Origin of the sequence: Achromobacter denitrificans NBRC 15125, from assembly GCF_001571365.1 — a bacterium.
Taxonomy (GTDB): Bacteria; Pseudomonadota; Gammaproteobacteria; order Burkholderiales; family Burkholderiaceae_B; genus Achromobacter; species Achromobacter denitrificans.
Genome location: NZ_BCTQ01000042.1, coordinates 1 through 23,137, shown reverse-complemented (window position 1 = coordinate 23,137; position 23,137 = coordinate 1). Strand labels below are relative to the sequence as shown.

The window sequence follows — 23,137 nt, the reverse complement described above, 5'->3', positions numbered from 1 at the left end:
AGGAGCCTCGATATGGGCACCCCTGCAACCCGAACCATCCCACAAGGCATGCACACCCTGACCCCGCACATCGTGTGCGAGGGCGCGTCGGACGCCATCGCCTTTTTCAAGAAAGCCTTCAACGCCGAGGAGCTGGCGCGCCTGCCCGGCCCCAACGGCAAGATCATGCACGCGGCCGTGCGCATCGGCGATTCGGTGCTGATGCTGATGGACGATTTCCCCGAATGGGGCAGCCTCGGCCCCAAGGCGCTGAAAGGCTCGCCGATCACGCTGCACCTGTACGTGGACGACGTGGACGCCGCCATGAAACAGGCCGTGGCGGCCGGCGCCCAGGTGACGATGCCCGTGGCGGACATGTTCTGGGGCGACCGCTACGGCCAGGTGGTGGATCCCTTCGGGCACCGCTGGTCCATCGCCACGCACAAGATGGACCTGACGCCGGAGGAGATCCAGCGCAACATGGCCACCATGGGCGACATGGAAGGCTGCGGCGACCCGTCCAAGAAGCCGTCCTAGGCCTGCGGATACGGCCCCAGGAAGTCGAGCTTGCCGATCTTCACGCCGGCCTGCCGCAGGATGCCGTAGGCCGTCGTGACGTGGAAATAGAAGTTGGGCAGCGCGAAGGTCAGCAGGTAGTCGTCGCCGCGGAACTCCGCCTTGAAGTCGCCGAAGGCCAGGCTGACCTTGCGGCTTTCGGCGCCGTCCAGCCTGTCCGCCGGCACGTCGCGCAGGTAGGCGATCGTCGCGGCGATGCGCTCCTGCAGTTGCTCGAACGTGGTTTCCTCGTCCGGAAACCGGGGCGCCTCCACGCGCGAGAGGCGCTGCACCGCGAACTTGGAGGCGTCGCTGGCGCGCTGCACCTGGCCGGACAGCGGATACATGTCCGGCGCGAGGCGCGCATTGATGAGTTCGGCCGGATCGGTGCCCGCCGCGGCGGCGTGGGCGGCGGCTTTCTCCAGCAAGGTGGACAGGACGGTGAGGCCGCGGATGAAGACAGGCGCGCTGGCCTGGTGCATGGACAGGGGCATGACGATGATTCCCTAGGATACATGGGGCCGGCGCGAGGCGCGTCGGTCCGTCGAGCATACCCCGTTCCCGGCGCCGCGCGCGCCGCTCAGCCGGCGGACCGGCGCTGCCCCTGGAAGAAGCGCCAGATCAGCGCCGAGGCGTCGGGCCCGCCGCGCGCATGGTAGCGGATCGACGCGTCGCCCCCGCTCCAGGCGTGCTCCAGCCGCGTGATCTCGCACAGGCGCAGCACGGTGTTCTGGCCGCGCAGCATGTCCACGCGGCGATAGGCTTTCTCGGTGCCCAGGCCCAGCACGTGCTCGATCGGCGTGCTTTCGGGCGGCAGCGCGTTGAGCGCGCGGAATTGATCGAACAACTGGCGCGCGTTGCGCGGCGCCACCGCCGGATCGAGCTGGCCCTGCAGGATCAAGGCGGGCATGCCGAGGCGGAAGACGGCGGGATCCGACACGCGCTCCAGCAGCGGCAACAGCGGCTTGAGCGTGCCGCGGCGCATGATGCCGATGCCGCTGGCCGCATTGTGGGCATCGCCCACCACCGGGCCCGAATGCATGGCCACGGCGGCGACCAGCGCGGGATGGCGCAAGGCCACCAGCGCCGCCATGCCGGCGCCCGCCGACAGGCCCGCGACATAGATGCGCTCGGGGTCCAGCTGGAAGCGGGCCGACTCGGCCCGGATCAGTTCGGCGATGAGGTCCGCCTCCGCGCCGCCATGCGCGTCGTCCGGCTGGAACCAGCGCCAGCAGCGCTGCACCTGGCGCGCGAGCGACTGCTGCGGGTACAGCACCATGAAGCCGCCGGCGTCGGCCCACTGGTTCATGCGGGAGCCGCGGGCGAAAGCCTGGGAAGTCTGCCGGCAACCGTGCAGCATGACCACCAGCGGCATGCCGGCGCGAGGACCGGAAGCGGGCGTATAGCGGGAGAAGGCGAGGCGCTGGCCGCGGCTGCCGGAAAACTGCCGGGCGGTTTCCCAGCGGCCGTCGCCCAGGGAGGACGCGGCGGGCGCGGCAGACTTGGCGGACTTGGCCGCCTGCCGGGCGGCGACGGTGGCCTTGCGCCGGGTGGCGCTGCGCCGCTTGGCGGCCTGCGGAGCCGCCGCGCGCAGCGCCGCGCGTTGCAGCCTGCCGAGTTTCTTCGCGGTTTTGAAAATCAGGCTGGTAAAACTGCGCGCCATTCGAGGCCTCGGCCAGTACACCCATTGAGCAGGACACCGCCAAAGACTGTATCACACCGTAACGCCCTTATCGGGCCCGCAAGCGCCCGCGAACCGCCCCCGGTTTGCACAAGATCAAATCGGCGGCGCATCGCGCGCGCAAACCGCCGCGACGGCCTTGAGGCGGGAGGGCAAAGCGCCTAAGGTGGAAGCTTCCGGCCAACCAAGACGCATTCATGTTTCCCGACGACAGACCCCAGACCCTAGGCGAAGAGATCGCCAATACCATCAGCCATGGCGTCGGCGCGGCCGCCGCCGTGGCCTCGGCCCCCATCCTGATCGTCGCGGCGGTGCGCCAGGGCGACGCCGCCTTCATCGCGGGCGCCGCGGTCTTCGCCGCGTCCATGTGCCTGCTGTACCTGGCGTCCACCATCTATCACGCCCTGCCCCGCAGCCGCGCCAAGCAGTTCTTCAACGTGCTGGACCATTCCGCCATCTACCTCCTGATCGCCGGCACCTATACGCCGTTCGCGCTGGGCGCGCTGCGCGGCCCCTGGGGCTGGACGTTGTTCGGCCTGGTGTGGGGCATGGCGCTGCTGGGCGTGGGCCTGAAGGCCAGCAAGCGGCTCAACCGTCCCGCCATTTCCACGGGCCTGTACCTGGCCATGGGCTGGCTGGTGCTGATCGCCGTGAATCCGCTAATCGAGCGCGTGCCCACCGGCGGCCTGTGGTGGCTGGTGGCGGGCGGGCTGGCATACACCGGCGGCGTGGTGTTCTTCGTGCTCGACAACCGCTGGCGCTACAGCCACTTCGTCTGGCATCTGTTCGTGCTCGCCGGCACCGTCTGCCACTTCTTCGCGGTGCTCTGGTACGCGGCCTGACCAGGGGGACAGGCCCTAGCCCGCGCGCAGGTATTCGGTGGGCGCGCGCCCCAGCACCCGCCGGAACATGGTGGAGAACGCGGCCGGGCCCTGGTAGCCGAAATCCAGCGCGATGGCGGTGACGGACGCCCCGGAGGCCAGCCGCGACAAGGCCAGGACCACGCAGGCGCGCTGGCGCCATTCCGAAAACGCCATGCCGGTCTGCTCGCGGAAATGGCGGCTGAAGGTGCGCGGACTGACGTGCAGGCGGCCGGCCCAGGCTTGCGGCGCCGCGCGCGCGTCGGGCGCGGCGATGAACGCCCGGCACAACGCGGCCAGGCGCTCGTCCGCCGGCAGCGGTATGTGCAGGGGCAGAACCGGCGCGCGCTCGACCTCGTGCAGCAGCAAGGCCGCCAACGCCCCGTCGCGCCCGGCCGGGTCGTAATCGGCGGGCATGTCCACCGCGTCCATCAGAAGCTGGCGCAGCAGCGGCGACACCTCGACCACCTCGCAGGCCAGCCTGCCCGCGCGCGCCGCGCCCGGCTCGATATAGACGCTGCGCGTGCTGACATCCAGCATGCGGACCTCGTGCGAGACGCCTGCCGGAATCCACACGGCGCGCTGCGGCGGCACCACCCAGTTGCCGTCGCGCGTGGCCACCTGCATGACGCCGGTGGCGCCGTACAGCAATTGGGCGCGGCGATGCTCATGCGCGGGCAGCAGCTGGCCGGGCAGATAGTCGTTGCCGATGGCCACGACGGGGCGGTCCAGGCGGTCGTAGCGGTCGATGTGGGCATTGCGCATGGCGTGGGCGCCGCGGGCGGGCGGCGGATCTGTGGCCGAAATGCGAACATTATTGTCCGATCCTCGAAAGCGAGCCAAGCCCCGCGGCCGTATCGTGACGCTTTCCCTGGAAGGACGGGCGGCATGGTTTATCTGGTTCTGGCTTTTTTCGGTTGTCTCAGCGGCGTGACGACGGTGCTGTTCGGCTTCGGCGGCGGCTTCGTCGTGGTGCCCGTGCTGTACGGCGTGCTGACCGCCACCCACGGCACGCAGGACGCCATCGGGCAAGCGGCCATGCATATCGCCGTGGCCACCTCCACCTGCGTCATGATCGTCAATTCGGCCGCGGCCACGCGCAAGCACCAGCGCGCGGGCAACATCGTGCGAGCCTACGTCTGGCCGCTGGCGGGCTTCATCGCGGCGGGTTCGCTGCTGGGCGCGCTGGCCGCCACCCAGGCCAGCGGCGGGCTGGTGCGCGACGCCTTCATCGCCTATCTCGGCCTGACCATCCTGGACTGCCTGCTGCGCCAGGGTTTCCTGGCGCAAGGCGGGGCCGATCCGCGCCCGCTGGGCCCGGGCGTGCTGGTGGGCGGCGGCGTGGCCATCGGCGTCGTCGCGGCCTTCCTGGGCGTGGGCGGCAGCGTCATGACGGTCCCGCTCCTGCGGCGCCGGGGCCTGCCCATGGCCAAGGCGGCGGCGATGGCCAATCCGCTGACGCTGCCGGTCGCCGTGGTGGGGACGCTGGCCTACATGGCGGCGGCCCGCGGCCTGCCCGAGGCGCTCGCGCCCTGGATCGTCGGCTACGTGGACCTGCTGGCCTTCGCGGCGCTGGCGCTGGGCTCGCTCGCGGGCATCCGGCTGGCCGCGCCGCTGATCCCGCGCATCCCCGACCGCCTGCATGCCCGCGTCTACGTGCTGCTGCTGGCGCTGGTGATGCTGAGCATGCTGCTCGTCTAGGGCCGAAAGGCGCACACCTAAGGAAACATCGCGGCCAGCAGCGACTACGAAAGCGCGCAAAACGTTTCCGCCGCGCCCGGGGGGCCGCCCTCCCGGAATGCGCGCGCGTCTGGTGGCCTGCCGAAACAGGAAAACACATCGCGAAACTTGCCCCTGGGCCGGCCGGGTCGTCATCATGGTTCGACACTCAACCGGAACAAGGAGGTTTCATGCAGCGTTCCACTTACGCATTCCTATCCGCCGCCGTGCTGACGACGGCGCTGTCCGGTGCTCCCGCCTTTGCCCAGGCGGCCGGCCAGGCGCAAGCCCAGGCCCAGGCTCAACAGCAAATGGCGCCCCCGCCCGCGATGCAGCCGACCGATCAGCAATTGCAGCGCTACGCCGCGGCTTCGCAGAAGATCTCCGGCGTGGTCGACGAATACCGTCCGAAGGTCGACGCCGCCAAGACCGACGAAGCCAAGCAGAAGGTCGTGCAGGAAGCGGACGCCAAGATGGTGCAGCTGGTCCGCGCCGACGGGCTGTCCGTCGAAGAGTTCAACGGCATCGGCCAGGCCGTGCAGCAGGACCCGCAGCTCAAGCAGCGCGTCATGAACATGAGCAAGGGCGGGCTCGCCCCGCAGTAGCGCCGCCGTCGCCCCCGCCGCGGCAGACGCCACACGCCTTCGGGCGCGTGGCGTTTTTTCGTTCTCCAGTTATCCTGTTTCCGTTTCTCTCCCCCAAGTTCTCTCGAAGGAGCGCGGAATCTTGATGCCGGACCTCACCCTCTATGACCTGGCGGGCGCCGACCCGTCGCTGCGCTTCAGCCCCCACTGCTGGAAGACGCGCATGGCGCTGGCCCACAAAGGCCTGTCCGCCGAGACCGTGCCCTGGCGCTTCACCGACAAAGAGGCCATCGACTTTTCCGGCCAGAAGCTGGTGCCCGTGCTGGCGCACGGCGCGCACGTGGTCAGCGATTCGTGGCAGATCGCCTGCTATCTCGAAGACGCCTTCCCCGAGCGGCCCTCGCTGTTCGGCGGCGCGGCCGGGCGGGCGCTGAGCCTGTTCGCGAATTCCTGGGCCGATACCACGCTGGTCCCGACTCTCGCTCGCCTGCTGCTGCCCAGCATCCACGGCCTGATCCACGACAAGGACAAGGACTACTTCCGCGCGACGCGCGAAAAGCGCTTCGGAAAGCTGGAAGACCTGCCCGCCGGCTACGGCGAACAGATCGCCGCGCTGCGCGCATCGCTGCTGCCCCTGCGGCAGACGCTGAGCCGGCAACCGTGGCTGGCCGGCGAGCGGCCCGCCTACGCGGACTACGCGGTGTTCGGCATGTTCATGTGGGCCCGCTGCACCAGCCCCCTGGAACTGCTGGCCGCGGACGACCCCGTCCACGCGTGGCGCGAGCGCTTGCTGGATGCCTTCGACGGCATGGCGCGCGCCGCGCCCACGGGCGCTTCCTGATCAGGTCTTCAGGCGGTAGCCCGTCTTGAAGATCCAGCGCACGCCGAGCAGGCAGGCCACCAGGAAGCCCAGCGTCATGCCGACGCTGATTTCCACGCTGACGTCGGACACCCCGTAGAACGCCCAGCGGAATCCGCTGACGAGGTACACGACCGGATTGAACAGCGTGACGGCCTGCCAGAACGGCGGCAGCATCTTGATGGAATAGAAGGTGCCGCCCAGGAAGGTCAGCGGAGTGATGATCATCAGCGGGATGATCTGCAGCTTTTCGAAGCCGTCGGCCCAGATCCCGATGATGAAGCCGAACAGGCTGAAGGTCACGGACGTGAGCACCAGGAAGCCCAGCATCCAGACCGGATGCGCCACCTCGAAGGCCACGAACAGCCTCGCCGTGGCCAGCATGATGAGCCCCAGGATGATGGACTTGCTGGCGGCCGCGCCCACGTAACCCATGACGATCTCCACGTAGGAGATGGGCGCCGAATGGATTTCGTAGATGGTTCCGGAGAACCGCGGCATGTAGATGCCGAAGGAGGCGTTGGCGATGCTCTGCGTGAGCAGCGACAGCATGATCATGCCGGGCACGATGAAGGCCCCGTAGCTCACGCCGTCGATCTCGACCATGTGCGAGCCGATGGCGGAGCCGAACACCACGAAATACAGCGAGGTGGAGATCACGGGCGACAGCACGCTTTGCATCAGCGTGCGCCACGCGCGGGCCATTTCAAACAGGTAGATAGCGCGGATGGCGTAGAAATTCATGATTGACCGTGCACCAGGCTGACAAAGATATCCTCAAGCGAGCTTTCGGAAGAGTTCAGGTCGGTGAACTCGATCTCCAGCCTGCCCAGTTCGTGCAGCAGCCGCGAGATCTCGCCGCCGCCCTGGTTGTCGTAGGTGTAGACCAGCCTGTAGCCGTCGGCCGACAGGTCCAGCTGGAAACCGTCGAGCGCCGTCGGGATGCCGGGCAGCGGCGCCTTCAGGGTCAGGGCCAGCTGGCGCTTGCCCAGCTTCGTCATCAGGGCGTGCTTTTCCTCGACCAGGATGATCTCGCCCTTGCGGATCACGCCGATCCGGTCGGCCATTTCCTGGGCTTCCTCGATGTAGTGCGTGGTCAGGATGATGGTGACGCCGCTTTCGCGCAGGCGCCGCACCATCTCCCACATGCCGCGGCGCAGCTCGACGTCCACCCCGGCGGTGGGCTCGTCCAGGAACAGGATCGCGGGCTCGTGCGAGAGCGCCTTGGCGATCATGACGCGGCGCTTCATGCCGCCCGAGAGCGCCATGATGCGGCTGTCCTTCTTGTCCCACAGGGACAGGTCGCGCAGCACTTTCTCGACGTAGGCGTGGTCGGTCGGCTTGCCGAACAGGCCGCGGCTGAAGTTGACGGTGTTCCAGACGCTCTCGAAGGCGTCGGTGGAGATTTCCTGCGGAACCAGGCCGATCTTGGCGCGCGCGGCGCGGAAGTCGGACACGATGTCATGGCCGTCGGCCAGCACGGTGCCCCCGGACGGATTGACGATGCCGCAGATGATGCTGATGAGCGTCGTCTTGCCCGCGCCGTTGGGTCCGAGCAGGGCGAAGATCTCGCCCCGCTGGATATCCAGGTTCACGTTCTTGAGCGCCTGGAACCCCGATGCGTACCGCTTGGATAGATCCTGGACTGAAATGACCGGCTGCACACGCGCCCCCAACTTGATCGACAGCCAGGGATTTTACCCGCCGCGCCGCCGGGGCTTGTTTGGCGTGGCGGAACAGTGTGTTTGGAAAACCGCCGTGTGCGGCCCCTAGCGCCCCCAGCGCAACACCAGCGGATCCAGCCGGCGGGCGGTTTCCAGCAGGCCCTCCCGGACCTCCGGGCGCATCGGCGGGTACGGATGCCGGGGCGCCTCGCAATCGATGACCCCGCCCGCCTTCATCAGGGCCTTGGCGGTGAGGATGCCGCCCTGGCGGTTCTCGACGTTGATCAGCGGCAGCCAGCGCTCGTACAGGCGGTAGGCCTCGTCGCGGCGGCCGGCCCGGTGCGCCTCGATGATGGGCCGCAGGCCGTCGGCGAAGCCGCCGCCGGTCATGGAGCCGGTGGCGCCGGCGTCCAGGTCGGGCAGCAGGGTGATGGCCTCCTCGCCGTCCCAGGGGCCTTCCACCGCCGCCCCGCCCAGCGCGATCAGGTCGCGCAGCTTGGAAGCGGCGCCCGCCGTCTCGATCTTGAAATAGGAGACCTGCTCGATCTCGCGCGCCATCCGCGCCAGCAGCGCGGCCGACAGCGGCGTGCCGGCCACCGGCGCGTCCTGGATCATGATGGGGATGCCGACCGCGTCGGAGACGCGCTGGAAGAAGTCCCGCACCTGTTCCTCGGGCACGCGGATCGTCGCGCCGTGGTAGGGCGGCATGATCATCAGCATGGCCGCGCCCTGCTCCTGCGCGCGCCGGCCGCGCGCCGCGCAGACCCGGGTGCTGAAGTGGGTGGTCGTCACGATGACCGGCACACGGCCCGCGACGTGTTCCAGGATGGTCCGCGTCAGGATCTCGCGCTCGTCGTCCGAGAGCACGAACTGCTCGGAGAAGTTCGCCAGGATGCACAGGCCGTCCACGCCCGAATCGATCATGAAGTCCACCGCCCGCTTCTGGCTGGGCAGGTCCAGTTCGCCGGACTCGGTGAAGGTCGTGGGGACGACGGGGAAGATGCCGCGGTAACGCGGGGTCTGGGAGAGCGTCATGGCGTCCTACTCGATGATGTTGAAACGGTCCAGGTATTCCGTCTTCAGGGTCAGGCCCAGGCCGGGCTTGTCGTCGTCCAGGTCGATGAAGCCCTCCCTGGCCTCGGGTTCGCCGTCGAAGATGTAGTAGAACAGCTCGTTGCCGACTTCCACGTCGAACATGGGAAAGTACTCGCTCATGGGCGAGGCCAGCGTGCTCATCGTCAGGTGGTAGTTGTGCATCTGGCCGGCGTGCGGCACCACCGGCACGCTGTAGGCCTCGCACAGCGCATTGATCTTGTGCGCCGCCGTGATGCCGCCGACGCGGTTGGTGTCGTACTGCACCACCGAGACCGCCTTGCGGTCCAGCAGCTGCTTGAAACCATACAGCGAGAACTCGTGCTCGCCGCCGGAGATCGGGATGGAGGTCAGCTGGTTCAGCTCGGCGTAGCCGTCGATGTCGTCGGCGATGACGGGCTCTTCCAGCCAGCGCGGCTCGAACTTTTCCAGCTTGGGCAGGATGCGCTTGGCGTACTCCAGGTTCCAGCCCATATAGCATTCCAGCATCAGGTCGGTGTCGTAGCCGATCACCTCGCGCACCGCCTCCACCGATTTCAGGTTCTCCGACACGCCCTTCTGCAAGTGCGCCGGCCCGTAGCCGAACCGCATCTTGAAGGCGGTGAAGCCCTGGTCCAGGTAGGTCTGGGCCTCTTCCTGCATGGCCTTGAGGTCGGTGCGGTAGAGCTTGGAGTAGTAGACGGGGATCTTCTCCTTGGTGCGGCCGCCCAGCAGCTTGAAGACGGGCTTGCCCACCGACTTGCCCAGGATGTCCCAGATGGCGAGGTCCACGCCCGAGATGGCGGCCATGGTAACGCCCTTGCGGCCCCAGGCGTGCGTGGCGCGGTACATGCGCTGCCACAGGTATTCGTAGTCCCAGGGGTCTTGCCCGACCACGAGCGGCGCCAGGTACTGGTCGATGATGGCCTTGGCCACGCGCGGCGCGAGCGCCACGTTGCCCAGGCCCACGATGCCGTCGTCCGTTTCCACTTCCACCACGGTCCAGCCGTGGAAGCGGAAGGTGCTCATGGTTTCCTGCCGGGAATACAGCAGGTCCATGGCGTTGGAGCAGAAGTTGCCCTGCGGCGGCACGGTCTTGCCGGTCCATTCGTAGACGCGCGCGCGTACGGATTTGATCTTCATAAAGGGTTTCCTGCCGGGATTGGAGTGGAAAGAGAGGCGGGGCTCAGGCGGCCGCCAGGCGCGAGGCGCGATGGGAGGCGCCCATGCGGCACGCGATCAGGAAGGCCTGCCAGGTGGCGTCCAGGTTGGCGCGGCCCTGGCCGGCGATGTCGTAGGCCGTGCCGTGGGCCGGCGTGGCGATGGGGATGGGCAGCCCGCCCTGCACCGTCACGCCGCGCGAAAAGCCCAGCAGCTTGAGCGCGATCTGGCCCTGGTCGTGATACATGGTGACGATGGCCTGGAATTCGCCGGCCTGGGCTTTCAGGAAGATCGTGTCGGCCGGGAACGGCCCTTGCACGGGAAGGCCTTCCTCGTTGAGCTGCCTGACGGCGGGCGCGATGATGTCCACCTCTTCGCGCCCGCAGGTGCCGCCGTCGCCGCCGTGCGGATTGAACGCGGCCACCGCCACGCGGGGTTGCGCCACGCCGTTGGCCTGCAGCGAACGGTAGATCAGCCGGGTCGCGGCCTTGATGCCGTCGATGCTGAGCGCGCCCGCCGCGTCCTTCAGCGGAATGTGCGAGGACACCCGCGACGTCCACAGTTCGCCCAGGGTGTTGAATTCGCAGAAATAGCCGGTCACGCCCAGATACTCGGCGAAGTGGTGCAGCTCGTCGCCATGCGCCATGCCGCCCAGCTTCATCGCGTACTTGTTCAAGGGCGCGAAGCAGATGGCGTCGATGCGCCCGTCGAGCGCCGCGTCCATGCAGGCGTCCAGCACGCGCAGCACCGACGCCCCGCCCGCCGCCTGGGCCTGGCCGAGGCTCACCTGGGCGGCCTGGATGGTGTCCATGGCCAGCCAGGCGGGCAGGCCGATATCCGGCCGGCCGCGCACCGATTCGATGCGGTCCACGGGCTGGGTGGCAACCTGCACGCCCGCCACCCGCTGGCCTTCGCGCCACAGCCACTCGTCGCCCACCAGGACGATGTTCGCCCGCTGCGTGGCGTCGGGCCTGGCCAGCAGGCGGGCGATCAGTTCAGGGCCGATGCCGGCGGGGTCTCCCAGGGTCAGGGCGACGACGGGCTTTTGCTGCATGTTCATGTCAGGCTCATTCCACGGAAATGCTGTTCTTCTTGATGATGCCGGCGTAGCGCTGGTTCTCGCTCTTGTGGAACTGCGCGAACTGCTCCTGGCTCATCGGGTTGATGTCCGCGCCGATCGCCAGCAGGCGGGCCTGGGTGTCGGGCTGCGCCAGGATGCCGTTCACGGCGTCATGGATGCGCGTCTGCACCGCCGCGGGCGTGCCGCTGGGCATGTAGATGCCGTACCAGGCGCTCATTTCCACGCCCGGCACGCCGGCCTCGGCCATGGTGGGCAGGTCGGGCAGTTGCGGGTTGCGCCTGGCGCTGAGCACGGCCAGCGCGCGCACCTTGCCGCTCTTGATGTGCGGGATCACGGAAGACGCGGTTTCGAAGGCGATCTGCACCTGCCCGCCCATCAGGTCTACCAGCGCCGGGCCGCTTCCGCGGTACGGGATGTGCGTCATCTGCACGCCGGTGGCGTCCTTGAACAGTTCGGCGGCGATGTGCTGGGTGCTGCCGGAACCGCTGCTGGCGAAGTTGTATTCGCCCGGCTTGCGCTTGAGCAGCGCGATCAGTTCCTGCACCGACTTCACCGGCATCTGGTCGTTGACGACCAGGATGTTGGGCACCGCGCCCACGAAGACCACCGGCAACAGGTCGCGGTCGTTGTCGTAGCCCAGTTTCAGCAGGTGCGGCGCGATGGCGTGGGCGGTGGACACGCCCATCACCATGGTGTGCCCGTCGGACGACTTGGCGGCCAGGTCCGCCGCCAGCGTGTTGGACGCGCCGGGCTTGTTCTCGACCACCACCGTCTGCTTGAGCAGCGGGCCGAGCTTGTCGGCCACGGCGCGCGCCATGGCGTCGGTGCCGCCGCCCGGGGCGGACCCCACCAGCAGGCGCAGGGGCTTGGCGGGCCAGTCGGCGCCTTGCGCCTGGACGGGCGCCACGGCCGAGAGGCACAGCGCGCCTGCCGCCATTGCGGCCAATAGCCGAGTCTTCATGGTTGTCTCCTTGGTCGATGTTCTTTGCCACAGGGCGGGCAATCTTTTGTGACTCCATCTTAGAAAGAAGCTCCGTTTCCGTATACTGAAACTTTTGCACCAACCGTTCACCTGAGGCGATCAATCATGGAACGCGCCCTCCCCGTCCCCGCCCTGCTGTCCCGGCTGCGCATGCGGCAGATCGTCCTGCTGCTGGCGATCGAGGAACGCGGCACGCTGCGCGCCGCCGCCGCCCAGCTCAACATGACCCAGTCCGCCGCCAGCAAGATGCTGCACGAACTGGAGCTGGCCATCGGGCAGGCCTTGTTCGAGCGGGTGGGCCGCGGCCTGGCGCTGACGGCCGCCGGCGATTGCGTCATGGAGTATTTCCGCGGCCTGCGCGGCACGGTCTCGTCGCTGGCCCGCGAACTGGAGGAAGTGCGGCTGGGCAGCACGGGCAAGCTGTTCATCGGCAGCATCATGGCGGCGTCCCCGGGCCACCTGACCGATGCGCTGCTGCGCCTGAAGCAGATCTATCCGCTGCTGGCCGTGGAGATTTCCACCGGCACCAGCGACCTGCTGATCGGCCGCATGACCGAAGGCAAGCTGGACGTGGTGATCGGGCGCATGCTGACGCTGTCGGACCGCCACTACGTGTTCCGGCCCATCGGCGGCGAAGCCTTGTCGGTGATCGCCGCGGTGGACCATCCGCTGGCCGGCCGCAAGCGCGTGGGCTTCGACGACATGCTGGCCTATCCCTGGATCCTGCAGCCGCACGGCAGCCCGATGCGCGACGTGATCGAGCAGGAGTTCCGCTCGAACGAGGCCGCGACGCCGCGAGGCCTGATCGAATCCGCGTCCATCCTCACCACCACCAACCTGGCGATGAAGTCCACGATGCTGGGCGTGATCCCGGAATCGGTGGCCGGCCGATACGCCGCGCACGGCCTGCTGGCGATCCTGCCCTACCGGATCCGGCACAGCCTGACGGCGTTCGGCAGCATCGTGCCCAAGGACAGGCCGCTGAGCGCGGCGGCGCGGCACTTCGTGGCGCTGCTGCACGGCGACGAAGGCGCCTGATTGCGTCCGATGGCGGCGCCGATGCGCGCCGCGGCGCCGTATACTTACGGGTTGCGCGAATAGCGCCGTTTACATGAGAGGTTTACACGTGAGCGCCCTGCCCGCCTGTCCGAAATGCCAATCCGAATTCACCTACGAAGACGGCGGCAACTACATCTGCCCGGAATGCGCGCATGAATGGTCCCCGCAAGCGGCCGACGCCGCCGAGGAAGCCAAGGTCTACCGCGATTCGGCCGGCAACGTCCTGCAGGACGGCGACACCGTCACCGTCATCAAGGACTTGAAGCTGAAAGGGTCCGGCGGAACCATCAAGATGGGAACCAAGGTGAAGGGGATCCGGCTGGTCGACAGCGACCACGACATCGATTGCAAGATCGACGGCTTCGGCCCCATGAGCCTGAAGTCGGAGTTCGTCAGGAAGGTCTGACCGGCCGGCGGCGCCTGAGGGCGCCGCGGCGGCGCGCGACGGCCGGCTTACAGGTCGTCGCTTTCCTCGGGCTTGGGCATCAGGTAGGCCGTGAGCGTGCTGGACAGGCCGGCCATGATCCACAGCACGAAGAACGACACCGTGTAGAAGCCCGTGCGCCCCGTCGGGACATGCCCGAAGATCGCCACGTCCAGCGGATCGATCAGGGCGAAAATCAGCGCGCTCCCCGCCGCGGCCGCCATGAACGACGGCCACAGTATCCACATCAACGATCGCAAGCCCATCTGTGCACTCCCGGTTTACGGATTGGCGTTCGGCGCGGCCTGCTCGATGACCAGGCCGCGCTTGACGACGCCGTCCTGGATCGGCTGGTTGCTGAAGTTCGTGAACGCGAAGTAGATCGTGACGAAGCAGCCTATCATGGCCACGAACGGCCCGGCCATCAGGATCCACGGCCAGGGTTCACGGTACCAGGGTTTGGCGGGCTGCGCGGTTTGGGCGGAGTGCATGGACATATCCTTTTCAGTGCTCACTCGGGGACGTAGAAGCTGGCGGCTTCGTCCGTTTCGATCTGGCGTTCCTCGCCGTCCTGGCCGCGCGCGCGCAGCGTGATGGCGTGGGCGCCGGGCTGCGCGCCGGCCGGGGCGCGGATGACCATCGGCACCAGCTTGTTGGCCGCGGCCTCCACGTCGACCGTGTCGGAACCCTGCTGGCCGGCCAGCACCGTCAGGCCCGGCATGCCCTCGGCCGTCAGGCGCAGGTGCATCGGCTGGTCGGAGGTGTTGATGATCTGCAGGCGGTAGACGTTCTCGATCATGCCGCCGGCAACCTCGCGGCCCAGCGCGCCGCGGTCGCGGATGATGTCCACCCGCAAGGGGTTGCGCATGGCCAGCGAGACCACGAAGGCGACGGCCAGCGCCAGGATCAGCGTGCCGTAGATCAGCACGCGCGGACGCAGCAGATGGGAACGCGCACTCTTGGCGGACAGCCCGTCGAGCATCGCGCGCTCGGAGGTGTAGCGGATCAGGCCGGGCTCGTACTGCATCTTGTCCATGACCTGTTCGCAGGCGTCGATACAGGCGCCGCAGCCGATGCACATGTATTGCAGGCCGTCGCGGATGTCGATGCCCGTGGGACAGACCTGCACGCACAGGCTGCAATCCACGCAATCGCCCATCCCCGCGGCCTTGTGGTCGACCTTGCGCGACCGGCCGCCCCGCGGATCGCCGCGGCGCTTGTCGTAGGTAACCACGAAAGTGTCGGGATCCACCATCACGCTCTGGAAGCGCGCGTAGGGGCACATGTACTTGCACACCGATTCGCGCATGAAGCCGGCGTTGCCCCAGGTGGCGAAGCCGTAGAACAGCATCCAGAACCACTGCCAGGGGCCCAGTTGCAGGGCGAAGAGTTCGTGGCCGAGTTCGCGGATGGGCGCGAAGTAGCCGATGAAGGTGGAGCCGGTCCACCAGGCCAGCGCGATCCACAGGAAGTGCTTGGTCACCTTCAGGCGGGCCTTGCGCCAGGTCCAGGGCGATTCGTCCAGGCGGATGCGCGCGACGCGGTCGCCCTCGACCTTGCGCTCGATCCACATGAAGATTTCGGTATAGACGGTCTGCGGACAGGCGTAGCCGCAGAACAGGCGCCCCGCCACGGCGGTGAACAGGAACAGCGCCAGGGCCGAGATGACCAGCAGCACGGCCAGGTAGACCACGTCCTGCGGCCACAGCACCAGGCCGAAGAGATAGAACTTGCGCGCGCCCAGGTCGAACAGCACGGCCTGGCGCCCGTTCCACTGGAGCCAGGGCAGGCCGTAGAAGATCAGCTGCGTGAGAAAGACGAACGCGATGCGCCAGCGCGCGAAGATGCCGCTGACGGACCGCGGATAGATCTTGCTGCGCACGCCCGCCAGCGTCTGCTCCAGGGTTTCCTGCCCGGGGCGGGGCGGACGCGTGTGCGGGCGCCAAGGCGGCGGGTCACCGCCAGGCGAATTGCCGACGCTTGCGGTTGACCCATCTTCCATTTCCTGCTCCCTGCTGTAAGTCCAGTTGTTATGGGGGCGCGGCTGCGCGCCCCCATCTAAGCGCCGCGCATGCCTTTACTTCGCCGCCTCGGCGGTTGCCTTGGGCGCCGCGTCGGGCTTGTTCGACAAGCCCCAGACCCACGCGGTCAGGATCTTGATCTGCTCGGGCGACAGGATGTCCTGGTGCGCCGGCATGCGGTTGTCGCGGCCATCGAGAATGGTCTTCACGATGGTGGCTTCCGAGCTGCCGTAGAGCCAGACGTCGTCCGTCAGGTTGGGCGCGCCCAGGGCCTGGTTGCCCTTGCCGTCGACACCGTGACAGGCCACGCAGTAGTTGGCGAACTCGCGCTTGCCGCGGAACACGCGCACCGGATCGGCGGTCAGGCCCGACAGCGAACGCACGTACTGCGCGATGTCGCCGGCGGTCTTGGCGTCGATCGCCGCCTTCCAGGGCGGCATCACGCCGACGCGGCCGCTGGTGATGGTCTGCATGATCGCTTCCGGCGAACCGCCGTGCAGCCAGTCGCCGTCGGCCAGGTTGGGGAAGCTGGGGCCGCCCTTGGCGTCGGAGCCGTGGCACTGCGCGCAGGTGTTGAGGAACAGGCGCTGGCCGATTTCACGGGCGCCCGGATCCTGGGCGATCTGCGGCACGTCCATGGTTTCGAAGCGCGCGTAGATCGGACGCACGGCCTCGGCCATCCTGGCCTGCTGCTGCGCCACTTCCTCGGTGCTGCTGTAGCCCAGCTGGCCCTTGTACTCGCCCAGGCCGGGCATGAAGAACAGGTAGCCCAGCGCGAAGGCGCAAGCCAGCAGGTACATCCAGGTCCACCAGCCCGGCACCGGGTTGTTGAGCTCGGTCAGGTCGCCGTCCCAGACGTGGCCCGTGTCCTCGACCTGGCCGTTGGCCGGCTTGGTGCTCAGCCAGCGGCGCTGCGTATACAGCAGCCAGACGCACCAGAGCACGCCGCCCACGGCGACGATCGAGATGAAATACCCCCAAAAGCCATTAACGAAATCGCTCATGACCGATTCGCTCCATCTTGTTGTCCCGGCCCGAATTCATCGGGCAGTGCGAACGGCAGCATGGCCGAGTCGCGATTGGCGCTCTGGCGGCCGCGCGAGCAGGCCCACCAGACGATGCCGAAGAAAGTTGCCATCGAGATGGCGGTGACGATTGCGCTCAGGTAGCCCAGCATGATCAGCCTCCCGCGGCGGCCGGCTGCGGGGCGGACTGGGCCGCCTTCTTGGCCGCTTCCGCCTGCTTGGCCTGCTCGGCCTGCTTGGCCTTGCGCACGCCGACACCCAGGCCCTGCAGGTAGGCGACGAGCGCGTCTTCCTCGGTCTTGCCCTCGATGGCCTTGGGCGCCGCGGCGATTTCCTCGTCGGTGTAGGGCACGCCCAGCTTGCGCAGGGCCCGCATGCGCTGGTCCACGTTCTCGCCGGTGATGACCGTCTTTTCGAGCCACGGGTAGGCAGGCATGTTGGATTCCGGCACCACCTTGCGCGGGTCGCGCAGATGGATGCGGTGCCAGTCGTCGGAGTAGCGTTCGCCCACGCGCGCCAGGTCGGGGCCGGTGCGCTTGGAGCCCCACAGGAACGGATGGTCGAAGACCGATTCCGCGGCGATCGAATAAGAGCCGTAGCGCTGGACTTCGGCAGCCAGCACCCGCACCTGCTGCGAATGGCAGCCGACGCAGCCTTCGCGGATGTAGATGTCGCGGCCCATCAGCCGCAGCGGGCTGTAGGGTTCGACGCCCGCGACGGCCTGGGTCGTGCTGTGCTGGAAGAACAGCGGGATGATCTGGACCAGTCCCGCGAAGGACACCACCAGGATGCTGGCGATGATCATCCAGCCGATGTTCTTCTCAAGCGTCTCGTGAGAAAAGAAGCCGCGTTGCTTATTGGCCATGATGTCCTCGTCAAACAGTGGCCGGCACGGCGGTCGCGGGGACCGACGGACGCACGGCATGGGGATCGTCCACCGGAATGGCGGGGTTGACCGGGCGCGCGCCGCGCACCGTCATCCACACGTTCCAGGCCATGACGAACACGCCCGACAGGAACAAAGTGCCACCCAGCAAACGGATCAGGTAGTACGGGACGCGCGTCTTCAGTTCTTCCACGAAGCTGTAGACCAGGGTGCCGTCGGAAGCGGTGTCGCGCCACATCAGGCCCTGCTGCACGCCGGCGATCCACATGGCGGCGATGTACAGCACCACGCCGATGGTCGCGATCCAGAAGTGCAGTTCGATGGCCTTCACGCTGTACATCTTTTCGCGGCCGTACAGACGCGGGATCAGGTAGTAGAGCGAGCCGAAGGAAATCATGGCGACCCAGCCCAGCGCGCCCGAGTGCACGTGGCCGATGGTCCAGTCCGTGTAGTGCGACAGCGCGTTGACGGTGCGGATCGACATCATCGAACCTTCGAAGGTCGACATGCCGTAGAACGACAGCGCCGTCACCATGAACTTCAGGATCGGATCGGTGCGCAGCTTGTACCAGGCGCCCTGCAGGGTCATGATGCCGTTGATCATCCCGCCCCACGAGGGTGCCAGCAGGATCAGCGAGAAGGTCATGCCCAGCGACTGGGTCCAGTCGGGCAGCGAGGTGTACAGCAGGTGGTGCGGGCCCGCCCACATGTACGTGAAGGCCAGCGCCCAGAAGTGGACGATGGACAGGCGGTACGAGTAGATGGGGCGGCCGGCCTGCTTCGGCACGAAGTAGTACATCATGCCCAGGAAGCTGGTGGTCAGGAAGAAGCCCACGGCGTTGTGGCCGTACCACCACTGCACCATGGCGTCCTGCACGCCCGCGTAGGCGGAATAGGACTTCCACAGCGTGACCGGCATCTCGATGTTATTGAAGATGTGCAGGATGGCGATCGTGAGGATGTACGAGCCGAAGAACCAGTTGGCCACGTAGATGTGCTTGGACCGGCGCTTGATGATGGTGCCGAAGAACACGATGGCGTAGGCCACCCAGACCAGCGTGATCAGGATGTCGATGGGCCATTCCAGCTCGGCGTATTCCTTGCTGCTGGTGAAACCCATGGGCAAGGTGATGGCGGCGGCGACGATGACGACCTGCCAGCCCCAGAACGTGAACGCGGCCAGCGGGCCGCAGAACAGGCGCGCCTGACAGGTGCGCTGGACCACGTAGTACGACGTCGTGAACAGCGCGCTGCCGCCGAACGCGAAAATGACCGCGTTGGTGTGCAACGGACGCAGGCGGCCGTACGACAGCCAGGCGGTATCAAAGTTCAGCTGCGGCCAGATCAGCTGCGCTGCCAGGAAAACGCCCACAGCCATGCCGACGATGCCCCACACTACCGTCATGAGCGCGAACTGCCTCACGACCTTGTAGTTGAAGGTATCGGCCTTGCTTGCGATTGCGGCGCAATCGTTCATCACCTTCCCCTAGAAGAGAAACAAATAGATCCAGGTTGCAATGATGGGGGCTGGCAGGTAAACGGACGTTGATTTGGATCAAACCCTACAGCCAGTACAGGGGAACGCGCGTCCGGCGCAACAGATCAATGGCCCGCGGCGGCTGGCGGCGCAGGCGAGCGGCCTCGACCGCGACGGGCGGCGAGGGGCGCGGCCTGCCTCGGCCGGGGCGGGGGGTCGAAGCGCGCGGACGGTCTCAGCCGCGGCCGGCGGGCCCGCTGTCGTCGTCGCGCAGGATGGCCGTGCCGGCGTCGTCGGTATCGTCGTACTGGCCGTTGAAGACGGCCCACCAGAGCGATACGCCGATGGCCAGCACGAACAGCAGGGACAGGGGCAGCAGCAGATAGAGAATGGTCATGGCGCGGCTTCCAGCGCGGTGCCCGAGGGCAGCCCGCCGGACCAGTCGCGACGGCACAGGCGCCAGGAGTTGTAGGCGACGGCCAGCGACGACACCAGCATGGTGATCGCGGCCAGCCAGGGCGTGACCCAGCCGACCAGCGCCAGCGGCGTCATCAGCAGGTGCCAGACCACCGAACCGTTGAGGTTCTGACGCGCCTTGCGCCGCGCTTCGGCCAGCAGCGCGTCCAGCGCGGCATCGGGCATGCCGGGGTCGGCGGCCAGCGCCGAATGCGCCGAGGCCATGGCGGTGGGAACCGCCATCGACATGGCGCAGGGACAGCTCATGACCAGCAAGGCCACCATCACGGGGATGCTGTGCGCCGGATCGATGTAGGCCCAGGCGGCCGCGGCGGCGAGCGCCAGCGCGACCTGGACCATGACGAAGCGCGAGGCCAGGCGGTCGGCGCGGGCGCCGAGTTCGAGGCGCTGCGCCTCGACGCGCTCGTGACGCAGGCCGCCCGCGGCGCCGCCGAAGGACTGGCGCGCGCACAGTTCCAGGTAGCGCGCGGTCAGCAGAAAGGCCACGAACATCGTGACCGAATCGAAATACACCTCGCCCCGCCCCGTGTAGGTGGCGTAGACGCTGGGAATGAAGGCGGCGACGATGCCCAGGGCCACTGGCACGTCCATGCCGGCGCGGCCATGCCGCAGGTTGTCGCCCGCGTGGCGCCAGATCGGCCAGGCCGAATAGAGGACGACGGGCACGGTCAGCGCCAGGCTGGCCCAGTTCATCAGCACGATGGCCCAGTCCAGCGTTTCCAGCGCATCCGCGGGAATGCCGTCGTGCCGCAGGTAGCCGGGCCATGCGAACATCATGACCTGCATCATCGCCAGCCACGCCAGGGACAGGCGCACCAGCGCATGGCGGCGCTGCTGGCGCTCGGCCGGCGCCAGGCCGGCCGGGACGGCGAAGATCGATTTTGCTCGCATGCGCCGATGGTAACCAGCGCCCCGCGCCCCCGCCTTGATCTGGATCAAGGCGCCCGGGCCGGTTTGCCGGGCCACCGCGCCAGGGCGCCCGGGGACGCCGGCCGGGGCATCGTCCGAGGCATCGCCCGGCAGGGCGCCGTCCCGCCCCCCTGCCCCGATCAGGGGCGCTGCCCGGCCAGCACGCCGACCACCGCCCGGAGCAGACCGTCCAGGTCGTCCTCGCCTATGGTCAGGGCCGGGGTCAGGTAGACCACGTTGCCGAACGGCCGGACCCAGACGCCGGCCTCCACCAGCCGCCGCTTGAGGGCCTCGCGGTCGGCGATGCCGTCCAGCTCCACCACCCCGATGGCGCCCAGCACCCGCACGTCGCGCACCCAGGCCAGGTCCCGGCAAGGCGCCAGCCCCGCCGCCAGCGCATCGGAGAGGGCGCGGGCCTGCGCCAGCCGCGGCTCGGTCTCGAACAGGTCCAGCGAGGCATTGGCCGCCGCGCAGGCCAGCGCGTTGCCCATGAAAGTGGGGCCGTGCATCAGCGCGTGCGAAGGATCGTCGGACCAGAAGGCATCGAACACCCGGTTGCTGGCCACCGTGGCGGCCAGCGGCAAGGTGCCGCCGGTCAGGGCCTTGGACAGGGTCAGGATGTCGGGGCGGATGCCGGCCTGCTCGAACGCGAACATCGTGCCGGTGCGCCCGAAACCGGTGAAGATTTCGTCGAAAATCAGCAGCAGCCCGTGCCGGTCGGCCAGGCGGCGCAGCCGCCGCAGCACTTCCGGGTCGTGCAGCAGCATGCCGCCGGCGCCCTGGACCAGCGGCTCGACCAGGATGCCGGCAAGGCTCTCGCCGTGGACGTCCAGGTGGGCTTCCAGCGCGGCCAGTTCCGCCTCGCTCCGCGGCAAGGCGAGGATGTCGTGCCGGGCCAGCATGCCCCGGTACAGGCTGTGCATGCCCTCGTCGGGATCGCACACCGCCATGGTGCCGAAGGTGTCGCCGTGGTAGCCGCCCCGGAACGCCAGGAAGCGGCGGCGATTGCGCTCGCCCTGGTTCAGCCAGAACTGCAAGGCCATCTTCATGGCGACTTCGACCGCCACCGAGCCGGAATCCGTATAGAAGACGCGGTCCAGGCCCGGCCCGAGCAGGCCGGCCAGCCGGCTCGCCAGGGTCAGCGCCGGCTCGTGCGTCAGCCCGCCGAACATCACGTGGGGCATGGCGTCCAGCTGCGCGCGCACCGCCCGCGCGATGTGCGGATGGTTGTAACCGTGGCAGGCGGTCCACCAGGAGGCCACGCCGTCGATCAGGCTGCGGCCGTCGGCCAGTTCGAGCCGGCTGCCCTGGCTGCGGACCACCGGCAGCGGCGGGGTCGCCGTCTTCATCTGGGCATAGGGCAGCCAGATATGGGGCTGCCCCCGGGCCACCCAGTCGGGCGTGTGCATGGATCCTCTCCTGAAAACCGGCGGCCCGCCCCGGCCCGGCGGCCGGGCGGCGGGGGCGTCCGCCTCCACTACAATGGCCCGCATTCTACGGCCTGGCGCGGGCGTCCTTCCCCGTCCGGCCGCCGCGGGATAAGTCGATGTCAAAGCTGGATACGCTGTTTTCTTCCGAGTTGGCGCGGGCCGAAGCGCGCCGCGTGCGCCGCCGCCTGCGCACGGCCACGGCCGCCGCCCCCGGGCGCATCGTGCTGGGCGGGGCGCCCGTCCTGAATTTCTCCAGCAACGACTATCTCGGGCTGTCGCGGCATCCGCTGCTGGTCGAGCGCGCCCGCGAATGGACGGCGCGCCACGGGGCCGGCGCCCAGGCTTCGCGCCTGGTCTGCGGCAACCTCGATCTGCACGAACAGGTGGAAGCCAAGCTCGCCCGGCTCAAAGGCACCGAAGCGGCGCTGCTGCTGGCCTCGGGCTGGCAGGCCAATGCCGCCGTGCTGCCCGCCCTGCTGCGCGCCGCCGCCGGCCAGGGCGAGATCGAGCTCTACGCCGACAAACTCAACCACGCCAGCCTGCATCACGGCTGCCAGGCCGCCGGGGCCCGGCAGATCCGGTTCCGGCACAACGACCTGGACCACCTCGAAAGCCTGCTTGCGGCGCGCGCGGCCGCCGCCGACAAGCCGGTGTCGCGCTTCATCATCACCGAGAGCGTGTTCAGCATGGACGGCGACCGGACCGACGTGGCGCGCCTGGCCGACCTGGCCGATCGCTACCAGGCCTTCGTCTACCTGGACGAAGCGCACGCCACCGGCGTGCTCGGCCCCGGGGGGATGGGGCTGGCCGGCCTGGCGCCGGGGCGGATCGACCTGGCCATGGGCACGTTCAGCAAGGCGCTGGGCGGCTTCGGCGCCTACGTGGCCGGCTCGCGGGCCCTGTGCGACTACCTGGTCAATGCCTGCTCCGGCTTCATCTACACGACGGCGCTGCCGCCCGCGGTGCTGGGCGCCATGGACGCGGCCCTGGACCTGGTCCCCGGGCTGGACGCCGAGCGCGCCCGGCTGGCCGCCGCCGGCGACCGCCTGCGCGCCGCCCTGCGCGGGATGGGGCTGGACACCGGCGACTCGTCCACGCAGATCGTGCCGGCGCTGGTGGGCGACGAGGCGCGCGCCCTGGAGATGGCGGCCGGACTGGAACGGCAGGGCCTGCTGGCCGTGGCGATCCGGCCGCCGACCGTCCCCGCCGGCACCAGCCGCCTGCGCGTCACGC

The 23,137-nt window shown here is 68.4% G+C and carries 27 protein-coding genes; 8 read left to right on the top strand and 19 right to left on the bottom strand.

Features of this window, described 5'->3' with window-relative positions:
* Positions 1–12 precede the first annotated feature (12 nt).
* Complete coding sequence (locus tag ADE01S_RS26050) at positions 13–516, top strand: VOC family protein (protein WP_062684646.1); 504 nt, start codon at positions 13–15, stop codon at positions 514–516.
* Here the strand turns inward: ADE01S_RS26050 and ADE01S_RS26045 are convergent.
* Together ADE01S_RS26045 and ADE01S_RS26040 are read right to left on the bottom strand one after the other, a co-directional pair.
* Positions 513–1,028, bottom strand: a complete 516-nt coding sequence (locus ADE01S_RS26045; RefSeq protein ID WP_062684645.1) for a DUF1993 domain-containing protein — start codon at positions 1,026–1,028, stop codon at positions 513–515. The two genes, ADE01S_RS26050 and ADE01S_RS26045, sit on opposite strands and share 4 nt — an antisense overlap.
* Before the next feature lie 86 nt (positions 1,029–1,114).
* Entirely contained in the window at positions 1,115–2,197 is a 1,083-nt protein-coding gene (locus ADE01S_RS26040; protein WP_062684644.1) for an extracellular catalytic domain type 1 short-chain-length polyhydroxyalkanoate depolymerase, read from the bottom strand.
* A gap of 215 nt (positions 2,198–2,412) precedes the next feature.
* Between ADE01S_RS26040 and trhA the strand changes: the two genes are divergently transcribed.
* Positions 2,413–3,057 (top strand): PAQR family membrane homeostasis protein TrhA, encoded by a 645-nt coding sequence (gene trhA, locus ADE01S_RS26035; protein WP_062684643.1) that lies wholly within the window; start codon positions 2,413–2,415, stop codon positions 3,055–3,057.
* Positions 3,058–3,072: 15 nt separating this feature from the next.
* Here trhA and ADE01S_RS26030 read toward each other — a convergent pair whose 3' ends face one another.
* Positions 3,073–3,840 carry an AraC family transcriptional regulator gene (locus ADE01S_RS26030; RefSeq protein WP_062684642.1) on the bottom strand — a complete coding sequence of 256 codons (768 nt, stop codon included), beginning with the start codon at positions 3,838–3,840 and terminating at the stop codon, positions 3,073–3,075.
* Positions 3,841–3,963: 123 nt separating this feature from the next.
* Between ADE01S_RS26030 and ADE01S_RS26025 the strand changes: the two genes are divergently transcribed.
* From ADE01S_RS26025 to ADE01S_RS26015, 3 genes are all read left to right on the top strand, one after another.
* A complete protein-coding gene (locus ADE01S_RS26025) occupies positions 3,964–4,776 on the top strand; it encodes a sulfite exporter TauE/SafE family protein (RefSeq protein ID WP_062684641.1) in 813 nt (270 codons plus the stop codon).
* Positions 4,777–4,985: 209 nt separating this feature from the next.
* On the top strand, positions 4,986–5,399 hold the full coding sequence (locus ADE01S_RS26020) for a DUF4168 domain-containing protein (protein WP_062684640.1): 414 nt from the start codon (positions 4,986–4,988) through the stop codon (positions 5,397–5,399).
* A gap of 121 nt (positions 5,400–5,520) precedes the next feature.
* Positions 5,521–6,219, top strand: coding sequence for a glutathione S-transferase family protein (locus ADE01S_RS26015; protein WP_087881448.1), 699 nt, complete (start codon positions 5,521–5,523; stop codon positions 6,217–6,219).
* On the opposite strand, the gene ADE01S_RS26010 is transcribed toward ADE01S_RS26015, so the two are convergent.
* From ADE01S_RS26010 to ADE01S_RS25985, 6 genes are all read right to left on the bottom strand, one after another.
* The gene (locus tag ADE01S_RS26010) at positions 6,220–6,981 is read right to left on the bottom strand and encodes an ABC transporter permease (protein ID WP_062684638.1); all 762 of its coding nucleotides are present in this window, start codon (positions 6,979–6,981) and stop codon (positions 6,220–6,222) included.
* Positions 6,978–7,901, bottom strand: coding sequence for an ABC transporter ATP-binding protein (locus ADE01S_RS26005; RefSeq protein ID WP_062684637.1), 924 nt, complete (start codon positions 7,899–7,901; stop codon positions 6,978–6,980). The genes ADE01S_RS26010 and ADE01S_RS26005 overlap by 4 nt, the downstream gene beginning before the upstream one ends.
* 105 nt (positions 7,902–8,006) lie before the next feature.
* Positions 8,007–8,936 (bottom strand): dihydrodipicolinate synthase family protein, encoded by a 930-nt coding sequence (locus tag ADE01S_RS26000; protein ID WP_062684636.1) that lies wholly within the window; start codon positions 8,934–8,936, stop codon positions 8,007–8,009.
* A gap of 6 nt (positions 8,937–8,942) precedes the next feature.
* Positions 8,943–10,115 carry an L-rhamnonate dehydratase gene (locus ADE01S_RS25995; protein WP_062684635.1) on the bottom strand — a complete coding sequence of 391 codons (1,173 nt, stop codon included), beginning with the start codon at positions 10,113–10,115 and terminating at the stop codon, positions 8,943–8,945.
* A gap of 43 nt (positions 10,116–10,158) precedes the next feature.
* On the bottom strand, positions 10,159–11,193 hold the full coding sequence (locus ADE01S_RS25990; protein WP_062684634.1) for a 4-hydroxythreonine-4-phosphate dehydrogenase PdxA: 1,035 nt from the start codon (positions 11,191–11,193) through the stop codon (positions 10,159–10,161).
* Positions 11,194–11,200: 7 nt separating this feature from the next.
* Positions 11,201–12,175, bottom strand: coding sequence for a Bug family tripartite tricarboxylate transporter substrate binding protein (locus tag ADE01S_RS25985; protein ID WP_062684633.1), 975 nt, complete (start codon positions 12,173–12,175; stop codon positions 11,201–11,203).
* Between the two features lie 126 nt (positions 12,176–12,301).
* On the opposite strand from ADE01S_RS25985, the gene ADE01S_RS25980 reads away from it, so the two are divergent.
* Both ADE01S_RS25980 and ADE01S_RS25975 read left to right on the top strand, forming a co-directional pair.
* Complete coding sequence (locus tag ADE01S_RS25980; protein ID WP_062684632.1) at positions 12,302–13,234, top strand: LysR family transcriptional regulator; 933 nt, start codon at positions 12,302–12,304, stop codon at positions 13,232–13,234.
* Positions 13,235–13,322: 88 nt separating this feature from the next.
* Positions 13,323–13,661, top strand: a complete 339-nt coding sequence (locus ADE01S_RS25975) for a zinc ribbon domain-containing protein YjdM (protein WP_062684631.1) — start codon at positions 13,323–13,325, stop codon at positions 13,659–13,661.
* Positions 13,662–13,708: 47 nt separating this feature from the next.
* Here ADE01S_RS25975 and ADE01S_RS25970 read toward each other — a convergent pair whose 3' ends face one another.
* The 10 genes from ADE01S_RS25970 to ADE01S_RS25925 all read right to left on the bottom strand — a co-directional run bounded on the left by ADE01S_RS25970 (position 13,709) and on the right by ADE01S_RS25925 (position 21,883).
* On the bottom strand, positions 13,709–13,945 hold the full coding sequence (locus tag ADE01S_RS25970) for a hypothetical protein (protein ID WP_062684630.1): 237 nt from the start codon (positions 13,943–13,945) through the stop codon (positions 13,709–13,711).
* 15 nt (positions 13,946–13,960) lie between these two features.
* Positions 13,961–14,170 carry a FixH family protein gene (locus tag ADE01S_RS25965; RefSeq protein WP_062684690.1) on the bottom strand — a complete coding sequence of 70 codons (210 nt, stop codon included), beginning with the start codon at positions 14,168–14,170 and terminating at the stop codon, positions 13,961–13,963.
* A 20-nt stretch (positions 14,171–14,190) separates the two neighbouring features.
* On the bottom strand, positions 14,191–15,681 hold the full coding sequence (gene ccoG, locus ADE01S_RS25960) for a cytochrome c oxidase accessory protein CcoG (RefSeq protein ID WP_062684629.1): 1,491 nt from the start codon (positions 15,679–15,681) through the stop codon (positions 14,191–14,193).
* Between the two features lie 75 nt (positions 15,682–15,756).
* Positions 15,757–16,704, bottom strand: a complete 948-nt coding sequence (ccoP, locus tag ADE01S_RS25955) for a cytochrome-c oxidase, cbb3-type subunit III (RefSeq protein WP_062684628.1) — start codon at positions 16,702–16,704, stop codon at positions 15,757–15,759.
* Positions 16,701–16,877 carry a cbb3-type cytochrome oxidase subunit 3 gene (locus ADE01S_RS25950; protein ID WP_062684627.1) on the bottom strand — a complete coding sequence of 59 codons (177 nt, stop codon included), beginning with the start codon at positions 16,875–16,877 and terminating at the stop codon, positions 16,701–16,703. Before ADE01S_RS25950 ends, ccoP begins: the two co-directional genes overlap by 4 nt.
* A gap of 2 nt (positions 16,878–16,879) precedes the next feature.
* Positions 16,880–17,590: a cytochrome-c oxidase, cbb3-type subunit II gene (ccoO, locus tag ADE01S_RS25945; RefSeq protein WP_062684626.1), complete on the bottom strand. Its 711-nt coding sequence runs from the start codon at positions 17,588–17,590 to the stop codon at positions 16,880–16,882.
* 10 nt (positions 17,591–17,600) lie between these two features.
* Positions 17,601–19,088, bottom strand: coding sequence for a cytochrome-c oxidase, cbb3-type subunit I (gene ccoN, locus ADE01S_RS25940; RefSeq protein ID WP_062684625.1), 1,488 nt, complete (start codon positions 19,086–19,088; stop codon positions 17,601–17,603).
* Positions 19,089–19,323: 235 nt separating this feature from the next.
* Positions 19,324–19,485 (bottom strand): cbb3-type cytochrome oxidase assembly protein CcoS, encoded by a 162-nt coding sequence (gene ccoS, locus ADE01S_RS25935; protein ID WP_062684624.1) that lies wholly within the window; start codon positions 19,483–19,485, stop codon positions 19,324–19,326.
* Entirely contained in the window at positions 19,482–20,456 is a 975-nt protein-coding gene (locus ADE01S_RS25930; RefSeq protein ID WP_062684688.1) for a P-type ATPase actuator domain-containing protein, read from the bottom strand. The genes ccoS and ADE01S_RS25930 overlap by 4 nt, the downstream gene beginning before the upstream one ends.
* 158 nt (positions 20,457–20,614) lie before the next feature.
* A complete protein-coding gene (locus ADE01S_RS25925; protein ID WP_062684623.1) occupies positions 20,615–21,883 on the bottom strand; it encodes an adenosylmethionine--8-amino-7-oxononanoate transaminase in 1,269 nt (422 codons plus the stop codon).
* Between the two features lie 137 nt (positions 21,884–22,020).
* Here ADE01S_RS25925 and ADE01S_RS25920 point away from each other — a divergent pair.
* A partial coding sequence (locus tag ADE01S_RS25920; RefSeq protein ID WP_062684622.1) for an aminotransferase class I/II-fold pyridoxal phosphate-dependent enzyme occupies positions 22,021–23,137 on the top strand: 1,117 nt, incomplete at its 3' end.